Raw genomic sequence first — 18,607 nt, 5'->3', positions numbered from 1 at the left:
GCGCCTAGTCGTCGAGGACGTCGGCCGCCTCGAGCCACTCCAACTCAAGGGCCTCGCGCTCGTCGACGACCTCACGCAACTCGCCATTGAGCGCGAGCGCCCGGGCATGGTCATCCGCCGCTTCCGCCATCGCCTGGTGGATCTTGTCCTCGCGGGTGGTGAGTTTGGCAAGTTGCTTCTCGACCCGCGCCATTGTCTTACGGGCCTCGCGCTGCTCCGCTGGGGTCGGTCCCTCGGCCGAAGGGGGTGCCGCTTCGCGGGTCACCGGGGCGGTATCGCTCGCGAGCGCCCGCGTGCGCAGTCGGAGGTATTCCTCAACGCCACCCGGCAGGTCGCGGACCTTGCCATCCCCGAGGAGGGCCACCTGGCGATCGCAGAGCCGCTCCAGGAGGTAGCGGTCATGGCTCACCACGAGCAGCGTCCCGGCCCACCCATCGAGGACATCCTCGAGTTGGGTCAGGGTTTCGATGTCGAGGTCGTTGGTCGGCTCGTCGAGGATTAGCACGTTGGGCTCGGCCATCAGCAGGCGCAGGATCTGCAGGCGGCGGCGCTCGCCACCCGAGAGGTCGCCCACCCGGCTTTGCTGGCGCCCTCCGGTGAACCCGAGGCGCTTGGCGAGTTGGGAGGCCGTGACCTCCTTCTTCCCGAGGGTCGTCACCTTGCGGACCATCTCGACGGCATCGATGACCCGGCGCTCGGCGAGGGCCTCCAGTTCACTGACGTCCTGGGTGAGGTGGGCGATCTGGACGGTGATGCCCTGCTTGCGTTTGCCCGAGGTCAGGGGGATCTCCCCTGCGAGGGCCCGGAGCAGGGTGGACTTACCGGCGCCGTTTACTCCGACGATGCCGTAGCGGTCGCCCGGCGCGAGTTGCCAGGTGACCCGGTCCAAGAGCTTCCGGCCACCGAGTTCGATCGAAGCGTCGTGGAGGTCGATGACGTCCTTGCCGAGCCGGGTGGTCGCGAAGCGCACCAGCTCCACCTCATCGCGCGGCGGCGGCTCATCGGCGATGAGGGCGGTCGCGGCATCGATGCGGAACTTCGGCTTGCTCGTGCGCGCGGGCGCACCGCGGCGGAGCCAGGCGAGCTCCTTGCGCAGCAGGTTGTCCCGGCGCTCCGCCGTCACCTGGGCGATCCGCTCCCGCTCGGCTTTGGCGAGGACGTAGGCGGCGTAACCCCCTTCGTACTGCTCGACCCCGCCGTCCACCACTTCCCAGGTGCGCTCGGCGACGGCATCGAGGAACCACCGGTCGTGGGTGATCGTGAGGAGAGCGTTGTCTTTGCTGGCCCGATGGCGCACGAGGTGTTCGGCGAGCCAGGCCACCCCTTCGACATCAAGGTGGTTGGTCGGCTCGTCGAGGAGCAAGACGTCAGGGTCGTCAACGAGCACGCGCGCGAGGGAAAGCCGCCGGCGTTCGCCGCCGGACATGGGCCCGACGATCGCGTCGAGCCCTCCGACCGCGCGGGCGTCGATCCCCCCGAGGAGTCCATCGAGGATGTCGCGAACCCGGGCGTCCGATGCCCACTCGTGCTCGGCCCGATCACCGAGGACGGCCTGGGCGACGGTGTGCGAAGGGGGAAGCGTGTCGGCCTGGGTGAGCATTGCCACGGTCGCCCGGCTGGATCGGGTGACCCGACCATCGTCGATCTCTCGCACGCCAGCGAGGACGCGCATGAGCGTGGACTTGCCACCGCCGTTGCGCCCGACGATGCCGATTCGGTCGCCCTCGTTGACGCCGAGGGAGACGCCGTCGAGCACTTGGTTGGTGCCGAGCGCGAGGCGGGCGCGCTCGACCGAGATGAGGTTCGCCATCAGGATCGGCGGGGGGTGGGGACGACGTGGGCGCCGTGGACCGGACCGGTAGCTCGCCGGACATCGTCGGCGACACCCGACGCGGTCAGCGCCACCGCGAGGTCGATCGCCCCTTCCGGTCCGTCGGCGAGCAGCGCAACCGTCGGACCGGACCCGGAGACCAGCCCGCCGAGCGCGCCGAAATCCATGGCGGCGTGGAGGATTTCACCGATCGGTGGGTGCAGAGCAATCGCATCCTCTTGAAGATCGTTGGCGAGCACGGCAGCAAGCGCGTCCGGATCGCCGGCGCGCAGGGCACTCATCATCGCCGGGCTCGGGACCGGCTCCGGCAGATCGAGCCCGGCCTGGCGGCGATCAAACGCGCCGTACACCGAGGGCGTCGAGAGCCCCTCGCCCGAGGAGGGGACAAAGACCCAGTGATAGGTCCCCTTCGCCAGTACCGGCGTGATCACCTCGCCGCGGCCCGAACCGATCGCCGTCCCACCGTGGAGCAGGAAGGGGACGTCGCTGCCGAGGGTCGCCGCGAGAGTGTCCAACTGCTCACGGGTGTGCCGCCCACCCCAGAGCGTCTCGCAGGCCAGGAGCGCGGCGGCGGCGTCGGCCGACCCTCCGGCCATCCCGCCGGCGACGGGGATTTCCTTATCGATCGTGAGGTGAAGGGGGGTCTCCACACCAAGGGCCGCGGCGATCAGCCGGGCGGCGCGCATCGCGAGATTGGATTCATCCGCGGGGACCCGATCGGCGTCGCGGCCGTGCACGACGATGCCCCACTCGTCGGCTTCGGCGACGGTGACCTCGTCGTAGAGACCGACCGCCTGATAGATCGTCGACAGGGCGTGGAAGCCGTCCGGGCGAAGGGGGCCGACGAAGAGTTCGAGGTTGACCTTCGCGGGCGCTCGGACCGTGACGGCGGTCGGCGTCTCGGGAAGGGAGGTCATAGCGCGACCCTATCCCTGAGCAGCGGCGTCGCGGCCATCCGCGCGGGTGTCGGCGAGCGCCGAGGCGATCGCAGCGAACTGGTCGACATCGAGCTGCTCACCGCGAGTGCGCGGGTCGATTCCGGCGGCCACCAGGGCCGCCTCGGCGGCCTCGGCCGAGCCGGCCCAGGAGCGCAGCGCCGCGCGCAGCGTCTTGCGCCGCTGCGCGAAGGCGGCGTCGACGCACGCGAAGACGTCCTGACGTGACGCCGTGGTCGCTGGCGGCTCTCGGCGCACGAGCGAGACCAGGCCCGAATCCACTCCGGGGACCGGCCAGAAGATGCTCCGGGAGACCTGCCCAGCAAGGCGCGCGCTCGACCACCAGGCGGCCTTGACGCTCGGCACGCCGTAGGTCTTCGATCCCGGCTTCGCGGCAAGGCGTTCGGCGACCTCCAACTGGACCATCACGAGGACCCGCTCGATGGTCGGCAGGTGCTCGAGGAAGGAGAGCACGACCGGCACGGACACGTTGTACGGGAGGTTCGCGACCAGAGCGGTCGGGAGGCGAGGCTCTCCCCCTTCCGGCGCCGCCGCGGCGATGTCGGTCACCGCAAGCGCGTCGCCGTGGACCACCGTGAGGCGCCCGGCGTGCTGGGGCGCAAGGCGTTCCACCGTTTCCGGCAGAGCCTGCGCCAAGACGGGATCGACCTCGATCGCGGTGACCGCCGCGCCGGTCTCGAGGAGCGCGAGGGTGAGCGAGCCGAGGCCGGGCCCCACTTCGACGACGTGGTCCTCGTTCGTCACCTCGGCGACCCGGACGATCCGGCGCACGGTGTTGGCATCGACGACGAAGTTTTGACCCCACTGCTTGGTGGGGCGGATCCCCAGGCGGTCGGCGAGCTCGCGGATCTGGCTCGCGCCAAGCAGCCCACCCTCGGGTGAGGATGGGCTGCCGGTCGTCGGGGCGCTCATGGGCGCCACCTTAGTGCGCGTGGGCGGGGATCACGCCGCGTGACGGCAGCCCCACGGCTGGAGGCCAGCGCGAGCGTAGAGGCGGTTGGCGACGGTGATCTGCTCGGCGCGGGTCGCGAGGTCGGCGCGCGGCGCGAAGTCGCCACCACCATTGGACGTCCAGGTGGACGCAGCGAACTGCAGACCGCCGTAGTAGCCGTTGCCGGTGTTGATATTCCAGCGACCACCAGACTCGCACTGCGCGATCCGGTCCCACATCGCGGCGTTGGCGAGGTTCAGACCCTTGCCCGAGGTGTTACCGGAGCTCCGCGGGGCGCTCGAGGTGTTCGACGGTGCCGGGGTCGACGCCTTCTTCTCCGGGCCCTTCGAGACGAGCTTGGCGACCGGGGCGTTCACGACCTTGTCGCTCACCTTCGTGCGGGCGGTCGCCTTCCCATCGGTCGTCGTGACCCGGTAGGTGATGGTGCGCTTGCCGGGCTTGCCCTCGCGGGTCACCTTGGTGGTGCCGGGCTTCAGCGACGAGTCCGTAGTGGTCTTGGTCGTAAAGGCCACCGTCTCGTTCTTCTTGACCGTCTTGGTGTCGATGATCTTGACGCTGATCTTCATCCCGTCGGTCACCGCCGTGGTGGGCTTGGGGCTCACCTTGTCGTTCTTGTCCGGCGAGACCTTGGCCTTGTCGAGGGCTTCCTGCACGGTCTGGACGGCCATCGTCTCGGTCGACTTCTTCCCGCCGACGACGAGGGTGAGGTCCTTCGGGGTGACCACGTCGAGCTCGAGCCCTTCGCGGCCGAGCGCCTGCGAACGAGAAGCCGATAGGCGCGCGCCGTCGGCGCGGATGTTGAGCTCATCGAGCGCATCGCCGACATTGGCGGCGGTCGTCCAGTAGGTCCGCTCCTTGCCATCGACGGTGACGGTCAGCTCGCGGCCGTATCGCACGACGATCGTCTGGCCATCGGCGATGGGGGTGTCGACCGAGGGGCTCACCGTGTCGTGCTCGCCGAGGCTGACCCCTTCCTTTTCCAGGATGTCGCCGACGGTGCCGCCGAAGGCGCGGCTCGTCGACTGGGCGCCGTCGACGGACAGCGCGACGGACTTATCGAGCAGGGCGACGCCGGAGACACCGGCAACGAGAGCGGCGACGACACTGACCTGGGCGACGCGGCGGGCAGGGAAGGAGGGCAAGGGGACTCCGTTGGTTGACTGTGCGAGGCACCGGCGGTTCGAGCCAGACGGAGCGATCCGTGGTGGCTCGGGAATTGCATCAGGGGCACCGGTCCCTGGCCTTTCGATCCTCTACGGTGCCTGCCGAAGGGGGTGAAGGTCAAGTTTTGGTAACGCCGACGTGACGCGTCTCCTAGATCCAGGGGCCGTAGGCACGCTCTGCATTGGCGCTCACGGCCACGCACAACGTCGGGACGGAGACGCCGAGGACGCCGGCCATCGCACGGACGGTGAGCGGGATCAGGTAGGGCGCATTGGCCGATCCTCGATAGGGCATCGGCGCCAGATAGGGCGCGTCGGTTTCCACCAGCACCTGGTCGATCGGGGTAATCGCGAGCGCGTCGCGCAAGCCCTTGGCCGATTTGAAGGTCACCGTCCCGGCGAAGGAGAGCAGGTACCCGCGCTCGACACACTCTCGCGCCATCTCGATGTCACCGCTGAAGCAGTGCATCACGGTGACTGGCGGAGCCCCCTCTTCGGCGAGGACCCGCAGGACGTCGTCGTGGCTATCCCGGTCGTGGATCTGCAGCGCCTTGCCGGTCCTCTTCGCGAGATCGATATGCCAGCGGAAGGACTCGTGCTGGGCCGCTCGACCCCCTTCGTCGGTCCGGTAGTAGTCCAAGCCCGTCTCGCCGATAACGCGGATGCGCGGGTGGGCAGCGAGGGCTTCGATCTCCTCGTAGGCGGCGTCGAGCTCACCGGCAGCGGCGAGCCGCGGGGCCTCGTTGGGGTGCAGTGCCACGCCGCCGAGCATCGCTGCGTGCCGATCGATCTGTTCGACGGTCCACCGAGCCGACGGCAGGTCGCACCCGATCTGGACGACCCGGTCGACGCCGACCGCACCCGCTTGCCGCAGGGCGTGGGTCACCCGCTCGGTGTCGTCGCCGTGCTCCCCCGCCGGGTCCGGCAGGTCGTGGCGGCGGATGTCGAGGTGCGTGTGATTGTCGACGACCGGCACCGGCAGCGGGTCGGGCGCAGGGGCGATGGCGCCGCGCCCGCGGTCGGTCCGGCTCACGCGTCGCCGCCCATCCCGGCCCGGGCGAGTTCCTCCTCGATCACCGACTCATCGAGCTTGGTAAAGACCGGGGTCGGCTTGGCGATCGGCGCGCCCACTCGGACCGGCACCGACTCCCACGCGGGCGTGGCGCTGTAGTCGCCGGTGACGATCGGGTAGGCGTGCTCGGCGTCTTCATCCAGCCCGTGCACCTCTTCGAGAACCGGCATCGGCATCAGGTCGCCATCGCCACCGATCACGGCATCGACGCGGTTCGTCGAGTGCGGGAGGAAGGGAGCGAGGATGCGGTTCAAGTCCGCGACGCATTGGATCAGGGTGTGCAGGATCGTCGCGAGCCGCTCGCGCTCGTCCTCCCCCTTCAACCGGAAGGGGGCGGTGTCGGTGACGTACTTGTTGACCTCGCCGACCGTGCGCATCGCCTCGGCGATCGCGGCCTTGACCCGCTGACGAGCGAGGAGGTCTCCGACGGTGTCGAAGGCCGCCAGCACCCGCTCGCGGACCGCCTCATCGACGGGCTCGAGCGCGCCGGGCTGCGGGATCTCGCCGAAGTTCTTCGCGATCATCGCGGCGGTGCGGTTGACGAGATTGCCCCAGCCGGCGACGAGTTCGGAGTTGTTGCGCTGGACGAAGTCGGCCCAGGTGAAGTTCGAGTCCTGGTTCTCCGGGCCCGCCGCGCAGATGTAGTAGCGGATCGCGTCCGGGCCGTAACGCTCCAGCACATCGCGGATGTAGACGACGTAGCCTCGCGAAGTGGAGAACTGCTTGCCCTCCATCGTGAGGTATTCGCTTGAGACCACCTCGGTCGGGAGGTCGAGCACGCCATAGGTGCCGGGCTCGCCCCCCTTCGCCCCCTTCCCCGCGTAGGCGAGGAGTTCGGCAGGCCAGATCTGGGAGTGGAAGGTGATGTTGTCCTTGCCCATGAAGTAGTACGAGAGGGCGTCGGGGTCGTTCCACCAGTCGCGCCAGCGCTCGGGGTCGCCGAGGCGACGAGCCCACTCGATCGACGCCGAGAGATAGCCGATGACGGCGTCGAACCACACGTAAAGGCGCTTCGCGACCGGCTGGCTCGCGTCATCCCAGCCATCGAGCGGGATCGGGATGCCCCAGTCGATGTCGCGGGACATCGCGCGCGGGCGGATCTCGTCCAGGATGTTGAGGCTGAACTTGATGACGTTCGGACGCCAGGTGCCGGACTGCTCGCGGCCGTCCAGCCACTCACGCAGGGCGTCGGCGAGCGCGGGCAGGTCGAGGAAGAAGTGCTGGGTCTCGATGAACTCCGGGGTCTCCCCGTTGACCCGGCTGTGCGGTTCGATCAGGTCGGTCGGCTCGAGCTGGTTGCCGCAGTTATCGCACTGGTCACCGCGCGCCTCGGCGTAGCCACAGATCGGACAGGTGCCCTCGATATAGCGGTCGGGCAGGGTCCGACCCGTCGACGGGCTGATCGCGCCGCGGGTGGTCTGCTCGATCATGTACCCGTTGGCGTGGACCTGCCGGAACATCTCCTGCACGACGGCGTAGTGGTTGGCCGTGGTCGTGCGGGTGTAGAGGTCGTAGGAGCAGCCGAGGTCGGCCAGCTCAGCGGCGATGATCGCGTGGTTTTTGTCCACCAACGCCTGGGGCGTCACGCCCTGCTGATCGGCAAGGACCAGGATCGGGGTGCCGTGCTCGTCCGAGCCGCTCACCATCAGCACGTCATGCCCGGCCATCCGCATATAGCGGCTAAAGACATCGGAGGGCACGGCAAACCCGGCGACATGGCCGAGATGGCGCGGACCGTTGGCATACGGCCAGGCGACAGCGGAGAGGACCTTCATGGGCCCAATCCTAGGCGGGGAGAGGCACGGGGCCGACCTCGCCGGAATCCGGCCCCCGCTGGGGTTACGTGCGCTGGAAGAAGCCCCGTGTGCCCTACGTTGATCCGTAGTGGATCGGGCGGCCGTGCGGTGCCGAGCGACCATGAGCCGATAAGGAGTTCGCTCGTGATCTCTGCCCTCACGGGGATGGGCCTTTCCGCCGCCGCGGGTTTGAACGCCTACATCCCCTTCCTGATCGTCGCCCTTCTGGCCCGTTTCACCGACCTCGTGACCCTCCCTTCGTCCTACTCCTGGATTGAGTCTTGGTGGGCGATCGGTGTGGGTGCGGTGCTCCTGCTCGCGGAGGTCTTCCTCGACAAGATCCCGGCGGTCGACTCGGTCAACGACGCGATCCAAACCGCGGTGCGCCCGGCGATGGGTGGCCTGATGGGCGCGGCGATGGCCAGCGCTGCCCAGTTGGACTCCTCGACCTTCATGCAGGAGAACTCCTGGATCGGCGTGGTGCTTGGCGTGGTCGTTGCAGCGTTGGTCCACGGCACGAAGATGGCGGCCCGCCCGGTCATCAACACCGCGACCCTCGGTACTGGTGGCGCTGTTGTGTCCACGGCCGAGGATGGGACCTCGGTCGTGCTGTCCTTCATCGCGATCTTGCTGCCGGTGCTCGTGATCGGCGTGCTGATCCTGCTCGTGTGGGCATGGTTCGGGATCTGGGCGGCCCTGCGTCGACGTCGCCGGCGCCGCCTCGCGGGCGCTCCCAGCACCGACACCGCGTGGCTCGACCGAGACCTCCCCCGATAGACCAGGCAAAACGTCCATACCGTCGAGTCCGCACGGTTCGAAGGAGCGGCTCTCATCCGTGTCGGCCCCGTGCGGACGCCGATCCGACCTCACCTCCTCGGGTTGAACCACCTGGTGTGACCCCGGGGACGCCTCATCCGCCGCGTAGAGCAGCAAGCTCAACGGCGCGCTCAGCCGCGAGGTCGAAGAGGGGCCATACCAAGGACAGGACCATCCGCTCCCCATGGCTGGGCACGACCAATTCCGCTACGGCTTGGTACTCAGCGAACCCATCCTCATCGGTGCCTCCGCTGGCCGTAAGCACGCGGTAGGGAACTGGCGAGTCGCCCACCCGGATCATCGGTTGGAAGTCGGTCTGCGCCTGCCGCTCATACCCGCCACACCCCGGCTCCCAACCCGTCAGATCCAGATCGAAGTCATGGTTGGCAACCGGCGCAGCGAACCACTCGATGACGAAACGAACAACGTCGCCCCGGACCACCCAGCCGAAGACCTCGACCCGCGCCTGCGGACCGGCCACCACCGACCGGTCTGAGGTACTCGAAAGGTAGTTTACGGTCGTTTGACGAAAGCAAGCTTCGGCAGCGCACACCGAATCCCGCTCGGCCGATAGCTCTATGGTGAGGGCGTGTCCGCGCCACCGCTCTCCCGCCGCGCACTCCTCGTCGAGACCGGGATCGTCTTGGCGGTCTCGCTTGGGGCGTCGGCGATCTGGTCGGTGCTCTCGATCATCCGCAAACTGACCGCCGAGCAGGCCCTGTCGTCACAGACGACGGCGATGAACTCGTCGGTCACGCCCGATCGCCCGTGGCTTGACCTGGCCTACCAGCTGACCGGGATCACGCTCGCTCTGGCGCCGGTCGCCCTCGTTCTCTACCTGCTCGCCCGCGACCACGACAGCGAAGAGGCCCCGCTCCCCCTTCGGCAAGCGGCACGCTCGATCGGCTTCGACCTGCGCCACCCGGGCGGCGATCTGATTCGGGGGCTAGTGCTCGCCGCGCTCGTCGGCATCCCCGGGCTGGGCCTGTACTTCGCCGCGCGCGCGATCGGCGTCAACACCTCCATCGCCGCGGCCAACCTCGGCGAGCACTGGTGGACGATCCCGACCCTGATCCTCGCGGCCCTGCAAAACGGGATCCTCGAAGAGGTCGTGATGATCGGCTACCTCTTCACCCGCTGGCGGCAGGCGGGCTTGGCACCGTGGCTGATCATCGGCTTCTCGGCGCTGATCCGCGGTGGGTACCACCTCTACCAAGGCTTCGGCGGGTTCATCGGCAATCTCGCGATGGGCGTGATCTTTGGCCTCGTCTACCTGCGCCTGCGCCGCGTCCAGCCGCTCGTCGTCGCGCACACCGTCCTCGACATCGTCGCCTTCGTCGGTTACGCCCTTCTCGCGAGCCACCTGCTCTGGCTGCGCTGACCGCCCCTCCCTGACTTTGCTTAAGCACGGCCTAGGTGCTTACCCACCAGGATGAGCACCTAGGCGCTGCTTAAGCAAAGTCAGGCCAAAGGGGGTCTGGGAGCGGCGAAAGCGCCGCCCCCTTCCAGCGTGGGAAGGGGGCGGCGCTTTCGGCTGATCGTGCGGTGAGGCCTCAGCCGGCGTGGCGGGCGGCCTGACGCAGATCCTTGTTGAGCTGGCTGATGACATCCAGCGGGATCTCCTTGGGGCACGCCGCGGCGCACTCCCCGATGTTGGTGCACCCGCCGAAGCCCTCGTGGTCGTGCTGCTCGACCATCTTCAGCACGCGGGCCGGACGCTCCGGCTGGCCCTGCGGGAGTTCGCCGAGGTGGGTCACCTTGGCGCCCATGAAGAGCATCGCCGAGGCGTTCGGGCAGGCCGCGACACACGCGCCGCAGCCGATGCACTTGGCGGCCTCGAAGGCGCGGTCAGCGTGCGGCTTCGGCACGGGCACCGCGTGCGCCTCGGGGGCGGCACCGGTGTTGACCGAGATGAAGCCACCGGCCTGGATGATCCGGTCGAAGCTGCTGCGGTCGACGACGAGGTCGCGGATCACCGGGAAGGCGTTGGCCCGCCACGGCTCGATCGTGATCTCGTCACCATCGTTGAAGGTCCGCATGTGCAACTGGCAGGTCGTGGTGACCTCCGGGCCGTGCGCGACGCCGGAAATCATCAGACCGCACATGCCGCAGATGCCCTCGCGACAGTCCGAGTCGAAGGCGACCGGCTCGGTCCCCTCTTCGATCAACTGCTCGTTCAGCAGGTCCAGCATCTCGAGGAAGGACATATCCCCCGAGACCCCGGAGAGCTTGTAGGTGGCGAGAGCACCCGCCGCGTCGGGTCCGGCCTGGCGCCAGATCTTCAGGGTCAGATTCATGCTCACTTGTAGCTCCGCTGCTTCAGCTCGATGAACTTGTAGTTCAGGTCTTCCTTGTGCAGGACGGGGGCGTCCTCGGCGAACTCCCACGCCGCCACGTAGGCGAACTCGTCGTCGTGGCGCAGCGCCTCACCGTCTTCGGTCTGCGATTCGGACCGGAAGTGGCCGCCGCAGGACTCGCGCCGGTGGAGCGCGTCGATGCACATGAGTTCACCCAGCTCGAAGAAGTCGGCCACGCGACCGGCCTTCTCGAGGGACTGGTTCAGGGTGTCCTTCTCGCCGAGCACTCGGACATTGCTCCAGAACTCTTCCTTGAGCTCGCGGATCATGCCGATGGCCTTCTTCAGACCCTCCTCGTTGCGCTCCATGCCGCAGTACTCCCACATGATCTGGCCGAGGGCCTTGTGGAAGGAGTCGACCGAGCGGGTGCCGTTGATGCCGAGCAGGGTGTCGATCCGATCGACGACCTGCTCTTGCGCGGCGACGACGTCCGGGTGGGATTCGTCGATGGCCTCGAAGGGGCCGTCCGCGAGGTAGTCGCGGATGGTGTTGGGCAGGACGAAGTACCCGTCGGCGAGGCACTGCATGAGCGAGCTCGCGCCGAGCCGGTTCGCGCCGTGGTCGGAGAAGTTCGCCTCCCCCACCGCGTAGAGACCCGGGATGTTGGTCTCCAGGTTGTAGTCAACCCAGAGGCCACCCATCGTGTAGTGCACCGCCGGGTAGATGCGCATGGGCACCTCGTAGGGGTTCTCCCCCGTGATGCGCTCGTACATGTCGAAGAGGTTGCCGTACTTGGCCTGAATCGCCGGACGGCCGAGGCGCTTGATCGCGTCCGCGAAGTCCAGGTAGACGCCGCGGCTCACTTCACGCTTGCTGCCGTCGGGTGCGACCTCGGTGATCTTCGGGCCGACGCCGCGCCCTTCGTCGCACATGTTCTTCGCCTGGCGCGAGGCAATGTCACGCGGAACGAGGTTGCCGAAGGCGGGGTAGATCCGCTCCAGGTAGTAGTCGCGGTCCTCTTCGGCAATCTCGCGCGGGTCCTTCTCGGCGTCCTCGGCCTTCTTCGGGACCCAGATGCGGCCGTCGTTACGCAGCGACTCGCTCATCAGGGTGAGCTTGGACTGCGTCTCGCCGTGGACCGGGATGCACGTCGGGTGGATCTGGGTGTAGCAGGGGTTGCCGAAGTAGGCGCCCTTGCGGTGCGCGCGCCACGCGGCGGTGACATTGCACCCCATCGCGTTGGTGGAGAGGAAGAAGACGTTGCCGTAGCCACCGGTCGCGAGCACGACGACATCGGCGAGGTGGGTCTCGATCTCGCCGGTCACCATGTCGCGGGCGATGATCCCGCGCGCGCGACCGTCGGCGACGATCACCTCGAGCATCTCGTGGCGGCGGAACTCCTCGACGGTGCCGGCACCGACCTGACGCTCCATGGCCTGGTAGGCGCCGATCAACAACTGCTGACCGGTCTGACCGGCCGCGTAGAAGGTCCGCGCGACCTGGACACCACCGAAGGAGCGGTTGTCGAGCAGGCCGCCGTACTCACGAGCGAAGGGGACACCCTGCGCCACGCACTGGTCGATGATGTTGGTGCTCACCTCGGCCAGGCGGTAGACGTTGGTCTCACGGCTGCGGTAGTCACCGCCCTTGACCGTGTCGTAGAAGAGGCGGTAGGTCGAGTCACCGTCGTCGTTGTAGTTCTTCGCGGCGTTGATGCCACCCTGCGCGGCGATCGAGTGCGCGCGGCGGGCGGAGTCTTGGTAGAAGAAGGCCTTGACGTTGTAGCCAGCCTCGCCCATGGTCGCGGCCGCCGAGGCGCCGGCGAGACCGGTGCCGACGATGATCACCGAGAGCTTGCGCCGGTTCGCCGGGTTGACCAGGCGGTTGTCGAACTTGTGCTGGGTCCACATCTGGGAGATGTCGACATTGGGCGCCTTGGTGTCGGCGATCGGCTCACCCTCGCGGTAGAAGCCGTCGATCAGCGTGTCAGTCATGTCTGGTTTCAGCCCTTCACGATTCCAAAGAGGATGGCAAACGGCGGGATCAAGAAGCCCACCACGACGACCGCGGCGACCACGTGGGCGGTCGTCTTCGCGACGCCACGGGACTTGGCGCTGCTCGTCCATCCGAGAGTCTGGGAGGCGCTCCACACACCGTGGTAGAGGTGCATGCCAAGGGCCACCATGGCGAGGGCGTAGAGGAGCACCATCCACCAGAGTTCAAAGCTGCCCACGACCATCAGGAAGGGGTTGCCCGCGATCTGGTCGGCCGGGTAGTTCGAGTTCACCGACGGCTTGACGATCGTGAAGTGGATGAGGTGGAAGATGAGGAAGAGGAGCAGCGCGACGCCACCCCAGCGCATCGTGCGCGACGCCAGGGTCGAGCCGATCGCCTTCTTCACCGCGTACTTCTGGCTGCGCGCGCCCTGGGCGCGGCTCCACAGCGTGAACGCGGAGTAAGCGTGCCCGATGAGGGCAAGGATCAAGACGATGCGCAGGCCCCACAGCAGGCCCTCGTACGGGAGCATCGGCTCGCCGAAGGTGCGCAGGTGGTGGGCGTAGGTGTTGAACGCCTCTTCACCAGCGAGGACCTTCAAGTTGCCGTACATGTGCGCAAGCACGAACAGGACGAAGAGGATGCCCGTGACCGCCATCAGGATCTTCAGCCCGATAGAGGACGACGTCACTCCCTTCTTCTTTGCGGGGAGAGTCGTAGTAGCCACCTGGTCAACGTACCGCCTCGCCGCAACCCTTCGGCGGTGAGGATGCCCTCACCAGGCCGATTTCGGTCAAGGGGTTACGGCACTGTAATAGTCAACATTTACTGCTGGTAAATCGTCGCCGTCGGGGATAATCGAGCGATGTCCTCCCTTCCCGGCCCAGATCTCACGACCGTGGTGCGAGCGAACACCCCTCGCGGGGAGATCGCGCTCCGGGAGCGCGTGATCAGCGATGGGACCGATGGCGGCGAGCAGGTCGCTCACGAGCTCATCGTCGCGGGCGTCTTCGCCATGGATAGCCGGGACACCTCGACCGAGGTCGCCCTGGCGGAACTCTGCCTCGCTGAGGTCGAGGCGCCCGAGCGGGTCCTAATTGGCGGGCTCGGCCTCGGGTTCACGGCATGGTCGGTGCTGAAAGATCGCCGGGTAAGGCACCTCGATGTGGTCGAGCTCGAAGAGGACCTGATCGCCTGGGCCCGCCTCGGCCTCACCCCCACGCTCGGCATGATCGCCCGCCATCCCCGCGCTCACCTCCACGCCGCGGACATCGCGGCGGTCCTCGGCGGATCATCGCCTCAGGCCGGCGCGGCCTTTAGCCCAGCGCAGCCAGCCGGAGCGATCCCCCCTTCGTCCGCACCGACCGGGCCGTGGGATCTGGTGCTCCTCGATGTCGACAACGGCCCCGGCTTCCTCGTGCACGAAACCAACGCCGGCCTCTATCGCACTGAGGCCCTTCGGTCCGCCCTCGCGCACGTCCGACCGGGAGGGGCCCTCGCGATCTGGGCGGCTCAGCGCGAGCCCGATATCCTCGACCGGCTCCGATCCCTCGCGCGCACCGAAGAAATCCTCTTGCCGGTCACCCGAGAGGGACGCGACCTCACCTACGCCATCTACCTCACCCACCCCTAACCGTCCTGTCTTTGCTTAAGCACGTCCTCGTTGCTCACCCTGGAGGCTGAGCAATGAGGCGCTGCTTAAGCAGGTGCGTCGAAGGGGGCGCGCCTCGCGGTCGCTCGGGCGACCGCGGCGGCGAGGCGCTGCAGGAAGCGCTCCGGCGCGAAGAGGTCGGTCCAGGTGAGCCGTACGATCTCGTACCCGAGGGCCCTCAAGTTGTCCTCGCGGCGCTTCTCCTCTCGGAGGTTGCGAAGATCGTCGCCGTACTTCGCCATCCCATCGAACTCGACGATGACGGGCAGGGCGTCCAGGAGGAAGTCGACCCGATAGAGCTCGATCCCGCACCGGATCTCGACCTGCGGCGTGAAGGCGTAACCGGCCCGGGTCATCACGCCAGCGCACAACGATTCACCCGGCGACTCGCGGCGCGGATCGATCCTCGTCGCCAGCGGACGAAGGGAGGCGTGGCCGCGGCATCGTGAGTGGGCATCGAGCGCGTCATCGATCTGAAGCCGAGTACACATCTTGGCTCGCAGGGCGGCATCGGCGGCGACGACGGCCGTGTCCAGCCCGGCTCGCAGTCCCGCTTGGACGATGGCGGTCGCCGGATCCACGTGAGGAATCGGGGCAGTTCCGTCCTCGGGCGAGTGCGCCTCGACCGAGCCGGCCTTGCGCACGACGTGCACGCCTGGTCCGCTGCGGCCATGAGCAGTGTCCGTGCGGGTCAAAAAGACGGTGTCGAGGTCGGCCCTGACAACCGGCAGGCCGACCAGGAGCAGCATCGAGTGGTGGCTCGCGGCCACCCCTTCGCCGAAACCGCGCACGACCGCCGCGACGCGGAGGCGATGCTCCTCCTCCGGGGTCCCGATCGGGCGCGCGGTGTACCAACCGCGACTGAGGCGACGGATCACCCCCTTCGTCGTGAGTTCGCGCAGGGCCTCTCGACCGAGGTCAAGCGAGCGAGCCTCATCGGCGCTGAAGGTGAGCCGCGAGCGAAGGGGGCCGAGGTCGAGTTCCATCGCTCCAGGGTGACCGACGGCCCGCTGAGGGCGCCCGAGTTATCCACACCGTCCCCTGTCGGTCCCGACTTTGCTTAAGCAGCGCCTCGATGCTCAGCCTCGAGGGTGAGCAACGAGGACGTGCTTAAGCAAAGTCAGGAAGGGAGAGGGAAGGGGGTTACGAGGAGGCGGCGGCTTTGGCGGCTGCGGGCAGGGCCGCGAGGACTGCGTCGATGGCCTCGTCGTCGTGAGCGTCCGAGAGGAACCAGGACTCGAAGGCGCTCGGCGGCAGGTGCACGCCCCCGTCGAGCATCGCGTGGAAGAAGCGGCCGAAGGCGGCGGTGTCCTGGTCGCGCGCGTCGTCGTAGTTCGCCACTGCGCCCTCGCGGAAGAAGATCGAGAACATCGAGCCCGCCCACTGCACGGTGTGCGCCACCCCTTCGGCGGCCAGGGCCTCGCTCGCAGCTGCGGCGATCGTGTGCGCCGCCGAGTCCAGGTGCGCGTACACCTCATCGGTGCAGCCCCTCAGGGTGGCAAGGCCCGCCGCCGTCGCGACCGGGTTCCCCGAGAGGGTCCCGGCCTGGTACACCGGGCCGTCCGGCGCGAGGTACCCCATGATCTCCGCACGCCCACCGAAGGCCGCTGCCGGGAACCCACCGCCCATCACCTTGCCGAAGGTGAAGAGGTCCGGCGCTCCCCCGGCGTAGCCACCCGGGTGCGCACCGGACTCGCCGGTCTCGAGTCCGTACCACCCGGCCCGGCTACACCGAAAGCCCGTCATGACCTCATCGGTGATGAGCAGCGCACCGTGCTCGGCGGTCACCCGTCGAAGGCCCTCGGTGAAGCCCGGCGCCGGAGGGACAACGCCCATATTGCCCGGGCTGGCTTCGGTGATAACCGCGGCGATCTCGGATCCGCGCTCGGCAAAGACGGCCTCGACCGCCGCGAGGTCGTTGTATGGCACCACCACGGTCTCGCCCGCGGCTGACGCCGGGACACCGGCCGAGTCCGGCAGCGCGAAGGTCGCGACCCCCGAACCCGCCTGCGCCAACAGGGCGTCGACGTGCCCGTGATAGCAACCGGCAAACTTCACCACGACCGAGCGGCCGGTGTACCCACGAGCGAGCCGAAGGGCGCTCATCGTCGCCTCGGTGCCGCTGCTGACGAGCCGTGCCTGCTCGACCGGCTCGACGCGCGCGACGATCTCCTCGACGAGCGCGACCTCGTTCTCGCTCGGCGTGCCGAAGGAGAAGCCCCGCCCGGCGGCATCGGTCACGGCCGAGAGGACGTCCGGGTGCGCGTGCCCAAGGATCATCGGCCCCCAGGAGCAGATCAGGTCGACATAGCGATTGCCGTCGACGTCGGTGAGCCACGCCCCCTTCCCCGAGGCCATGAACCGGGGCGTGCCGCCGACCCCGCGGAAGGCGCGGACGGGCGAGTTGACCCCGCCGGGAGTGACGCGGCGGCCGCGCTCAAAGAGGGCGGCGGACGAAGGGACGGCGGTCTCATCGAAGGGGGCAGACATGCCGCCCATCCTCTCAGTCCGACCGACGGCGGGCGCGCCCTACTCCCGAGCGTGCCCGTCGAGACCATCGAGGCCATCGCGCACGGTGGCCATCGCATCGCCGAGCGCATCGAGTTCATCGGAACTCAGCAGGTCCACGAGATAGGCCCGCACGGACGCGACGTGGACCGGGGCAATCTCCTCGACCGCGGCGCGGCCGGCGGGGGTGAGGACGAGTTCGACCCCGCGACCGTCGACAGAGGGGCAGCGCTCGCGACGGACCCACCCGCGTTCTTCGAGTCGCTTGGCGGTATGGGTGACCCGACTCCGCGACTGGACGGTTTGGTCAGCGAGGACGGCCATCCGCAGCCGCTGCTCGGGCGCGTCACTAAGGAGCGAGATCAGCTCGTACTCGGTCAGTTGGATCCCATACGGGCGCAGGTCGCTATCGAGCCGCTGCTCGAGCAGCCGAGTCGCGCGCAGATAGGCCCGCCACGCGACCTGCTGACGATCCGATAACCAGCTGGGTTCTTTCACAATGCCTCCATTATCGCAGCCCGTACCGACACCCCTTCCGACCCCTGCGGATATTCGGGCTGGCGAAGGGCGTGCGCCTACTGCTCGGAGAGGAGCCGCTCGGCGACGTCGAGTGCGAAATAGCTGAGGATGATCGAGGCTCCCGCGCGACGGATGTGCATCAGGGATTCCAGGACGGTGCGATCGCGCTCGATCCAGCCGCGCTCGGCTGCGGCCACGATCTGGGCGTACTCGCCCGAGATCTGATAGGCCGCGACGGGCACCGAGGACAGTTCGGCCGCCGCCGCGACGATGTCGAGGTGCGGCTGCGCGGGCTTGACCATCACGATGTCGGCCCCTTCGGCCAGGTCGAGCTCGATCTCACGCAGGGACTCAAGCGCATTGGCCGGGTCTTGCTGGTACGTCGCGCGGTCGCCGGTGAGCGAGGACTGGACCGCCTCGCGGAAGGGGCCGTACAGCGCGGAGGTGTACTTCGCTGCGTAGGCGAGCAGGATCGTGTCGGTGAATCCCTCGGCATCGAGCGCGCCGCGCACGAAGCCGACCTGCCCGTCCATCATCCCGGAGAGCCCGAGGACCGCCGAACCGGCGTGGGCCTGAGCGATCGCCATATCGGCGTACCGCTCGAGCGCCGCGTCGTTATCGACCACCACGCCGCCGCGGCCATCGTCGGCGAGGACGCCGCAGTGCCCGTGATCGGTGAACTCATCGAGGCAGAGATCGGTCATCACGACCAGGCGATCTCCGACGGCCTCGACGACCGCCCGGGTCGCGACATTGAGGATCCCGTCCGGATCATCGGCGCCCGACCCCCGCGCGTCCTTGGTGGCGGGGACGCCAAAGAGCATGATCCCGCCAAGGCCGGCATCGGCGGCCCGCTCGGCGAGTTCGACGAGCGAAGGGAGGGTGTGCTGGTACACCCCGGGCATGCTGGAGATCTCGCGCGGCTCGTCGATCCCCTCGCGCACGAAGGCGGGGAGCACCAGCTCGGCGGGATGCAGTCGGGTCTCGGCGACGAGTCGGCGCACGGCCGTGTTTTGCCGGAGCCGTCGCGGGCGCATGATCGGCCCGGCGG

The 18,607-nt window shown here is 68.2% G+C and carries 17 protein-coding genes; 3 read left to right on the top strand and 14 right to left on the bottom strand.

The features are described from left to right. Positions 1–4: 4 nt before the first annotated feature. The 6 genes from AB8K43_RS11375 to metG form a co-directional block, all read right to left on the bottom strand. On the bottom strand, positions 5–1,810 hold the full coding sequence (locus tag AB8K43_RS11375) for an ABC-F family ATP-binding cassette domain-containing protein (protein WP_370894320.1): 1,806 nt from the start codon (positions 1,808–1,810) through the stop codon (positions 5–7). After that, entirely contained in the window at positions 1,810–2,748 is a 939-nt protein-coding gene (locus tag AB8K43_RS11370) for a 4-(cytidine 5'-diphospho)-2-C-methyl-D-erythritol kinase (RefSeq protein ID WP_370894319.1), read from the bottom strand. Before AB8K43_RS11370 ends, AB8K43_RS11375 begins: the two co-directional genes overlap by 1 nt. Positions 2,749–2,757: 9 nt before the next feature. Then, positions 2,758–3,699, bottom strand: a complete 942-nt coding sequence (gene rsmA / locus AB8K43_RS11365; protein WP_370894318.1) for a 16S rRNA (adenine(1518)-N(6)/adenine(1519)-N(6))-dimethyltransferase RsmA — start codon at positions 3,697–3,699, stop codon at positions 2,758–2,760. Between the two features lie 30 nt (positions 3,700–3,729). Next, on the bottom strand, positions 3,730–4,881 hold the full coding sequence (locus AB8K43_RS11360; protein WP_370894317.1) for a ubiquitin-like domain-containing protein: 1,152 nt from the start codon (positions 4,879–4,881) through the stop codon (positions 3,730–3,732). A gap of 172 nt (positions 4,882–5,053) precedes the next feature. Further along, positions 5,054–5,935 (bottom strand): TatD family hydrolase, encoded by an 882-nt coding sequence (locus AB8K43_RS11355; protein ID WP_370894316.1) that lies wholly within the window; start codon positions 5,933–5,935, stop codon positions 5,054–5,056. Further along, the gene (metG, locus tag AB8K43_RS11350) at positions 5,932–7,749 is read right to left on the bottom strand and encodes a methionine--tRNA ligase (protein ID WP_370894315.1); all 1,818 of its coding nucleotides are present in this window, start codon (positions 7,747–7,749) and stop codon (positions 5,932–5,934) included. The genes AB8K43_RS11355 and metG overlap by 4 nt, the downstream gene beginning before the upstream one ends. Before the next feature lie 165 nt (positions 7,750–7,914). Between metG and AB8K43_RS11345 the strand changes: the two genes are divergently transcribed. Continuing rightward, positions 7,915–8,547 (top strand): DUF4126 domain-containing protein, encoded by a 633-nt coding sequence (locus AB8K43_RS11345; RefSeq protein WP_370894314.1) that lies wholly within the window; start codon positions 7,915–7,917, stop codon positions 8,545–8,547. A gap of 133 nt (positions 8,548–8,680) precedes the next feature. Here the strand turns inward: AB8K43_RS11345 and AB8K43_RS11340 are convergent, their stop codons facing one another. Then, positions 8,681–9,067 (bottom strand): hypothetical protein, encoded by a 387-nt coding sequence (locus AB8K43_RS11340; RefSeq protein ID WP_370894313.1) that lies wholly within the window; start codon positions 9,065–9,067, stop codon positions 8,681–8,683. A 108-nt stretch (positions 9,068–9,175) separates the two neighbouring features. Here AB8K43_RS11340 and AB8K43_RS11335 point away from each other — a divergent pair, with 108 nt between their 5' ends. Next, positions 9,176–9,967 carry a CPBP family intramembrane glutamic endopeptidase gene (locus tag AB8K43_RS11335; RefSeq protein ID WP_370894312.1) on the top strand — a complete coding sequence of 264 codons (792 nt, stop codon included), beginning with the start codon at positions 9,176–9,178 and terminating at the stop codon, positions 9,965–9,967. Positions 9,968–10,139: 172 nt separating this feature from the next. Here the strand turns inward: AB8K43_RS11335 and AB8K43_RS11330 are convergent, their stop codons facing one another. The 3 genes from AB8K43_RS11330 to AB8K43_RS11320 are packed head-to-tail and all read right to left on the bottom strand — an operon-like array spanning position 10,140 to position 13,569. Next, the gene (locus tag AB8K43_RS11330; protein ID WP_370894311.1) at positions 10,140–10,883 is read right to left on the bottom strand and encodes a succinate dehydrogenase/fumarate reductase iron-sulfur subunit; all 744 of its coding nucleotides are present in this window, start codon (positions 10,881–10,883) and stop codon (positions 10,140–10,142) included. A 2-nt stretch (positions 10,884–10,885) separates the two neighbouring features. Beyond that, the gene (locus tag AB8K43_RS11325; RefSeq protein WP_370894310.1) at positions 10,886–12,877 is read right to left on the bottom strand and encodes a fumarate reductase/succinate dehydrogenase flavoprotein subunit; all 1,992 of its coding nucleotides are present in this window, start codon (positions 12,875–12,877) and stop codon (positions 10,886–10,888) included. 8 nt (positions 12,878–12,885) lie between these two features. Further along, on the bottom strand, positions 12,886–13,569 hold the full coding sequence (locus AB8K43_RS11320; RefSeq protein ID WP_370894309.1) for a succinate dehydrogenase cytochrome b subunit: 684 nt from the start codon (positions 13,567–13,569) through the stop codon (positions 12,886–12,888). Positions 13,570–13,743: 174 nt separating this feature from the next. Between AB8K43_RS11320 and AB8K43_RS11315 the strand changes: the two genes are divergently transcribed. After that, complete coding sequence (locus AB8K43_RS11315) at positions 13,744–14,511, top strand: hypothetical protein (RefSeq protein WP_370894308.1); 768 nt, start codon at positions 13,744–13,746, stop codon at positions 14,509–14,511. A gap of 65 nt (positions 14,512–14,576) precedes the next feature. On the opposite strand, the gene AB8K43_RS11310 is transcribed toward AB8K43_RS11315, so the two are convergent. From AB8K43_RS11310 to hemB, 4 genes are all read right to left on the bottom strand, one after another. Beyond that, positions 14,577–15,515: a hypothetical protein gene (locus AB8K43_RS11310; RefSeq protein ID WP_370894307.1), complete on the bottom strand. Its 939-nt coding sequence runs from the start codon at positions 15,513–15,515 to the stop codon at positions 14,577–14,579. A gap of 157 nt (positions 15,516–15,672) precedes the next feature. After that, positions 15,673–17,019: a glutamate-1-semialdehyde 2,1-aminomutase gene (hemL, locus tag AB8K43_RS11305; protein WP_370894306.1), complete on the bottom strand. Its 1,347-nt coding sequence runs from the start codon at positions 17,017–17,019 to the stop codon at positions 15,673–15,675. A gap of 39 nt (positions 17,020–17,058) precedes the next feature. After that, positions 17,059–17,535, bottom strand: a complete 477-nt coding sequence (locus AB8K43_RS11300) for a MarR family winged helix-turn-helix transcriptional regulator (RefSeq protein ID WP_370894305.1) — start codon at positions 17,533–17,535, stop codon at positions 17,059–17,061. Between the two features lie 77 nt (positions 17,536–17,612). Next, positions 17,613–18,593, bottom strand: coding sequence for a porphobilinogen synthase (gene hemB, locus AB8K43_RS11295; protein WP_370894458.1), 981 nt, complete (start codon positions 18,591–18,593; stop codon positions 17,613–17,615). Positions 18,594–18,607: the final 14 nt, after the last annotated feature.

The organism is Janibacter sp. GXQ6167, assembly GCF_041365945.1.
In the GTDB taxonomy this organism is placed as follows: domain Bacteria; phylum Actinomycetota; class Actinomycetes; order Actinomycetales; family Dermatophilaceae; genus JBGFSK01.
This window is presented reverse-complemented; position numbering and strand designations above follow the sequence as displayed.

Excerpts from the sequence above, each read along its gene's own strand:
- AB8K43_RS11375 (WP_370894320.1), bottom strand. The coding sequence starts at position 1,810 with ATGGCGAACCTCATCTCGGTCGAGCGCGCCCGCCTCGCGCTCGGCACC.
- AB8K43_RS11370 (WP_370894319.1), bottom strand. The coding sequence starts at position 2,748 with ATGACCTCCCTTCCCGAGACGCCGACCGCCGTCACGGTCCGAGCGCCC.
- rsmA (WP_370894318.1), bottom strand. The coding sequence starts at position 3,699 with ATGAGCGCCCCGACGACCGGCAGCCCATCCTCACCCGAGGGTGGGCTG.
- metG (WP_370894315.1), bottom strand. The coding sequence starts at position 7,749 with ATGAAGGTCCTCTCCGCTGTCGCCTGGCCGTATGCCAACGGTCCGCGC.
- AB8K43_RS11330 (WP_370894311.1), bottom strand. The coding sequence starts at position 10,883 with ATGAATCTGACCCTGAAGATCTGGCGCCAGGCCGGACCCGACGCGGCG.
- AB8K43_RS11325 (WP_370894310.1), bottom strand. The coding sequence starts at position 12,877 with ATGACTGACACGCTGATCGACGGCTTCTACCGCGAGGGTGAGCCGATC.
- AB8K43_RS11315 (WP_370894308.1), top strand. The coding sequence starts at position 13,744 with ATGTCCTCCCTTCCCGGCCCAGATCTCACGACCGTGGTGCGAGCGAAC.
- AB8K43_RS11310 (WP_370894307.1), bottom strand. The coding sequence starts at position 15,515 with ATGGAACTCGACCTCGGCCCCCTTCGCTCGCGGCTCACCTTCAGCGCC.
- hemL (WP_370894306.1), bottom strand. The coding sequence starts at position 17,019 with ATGTCTGCCCCCTTCGATGAGACCGCCGTCCCTTCGTCCGCCGCCCTC.
- hemB (WP_370894458.1), bottom strand. The coding sequence starts at position 18,593 with ATGCGCCCGCGACGGCTCCGGCAAAACACGGCCGTGCGCCGACTCGTC.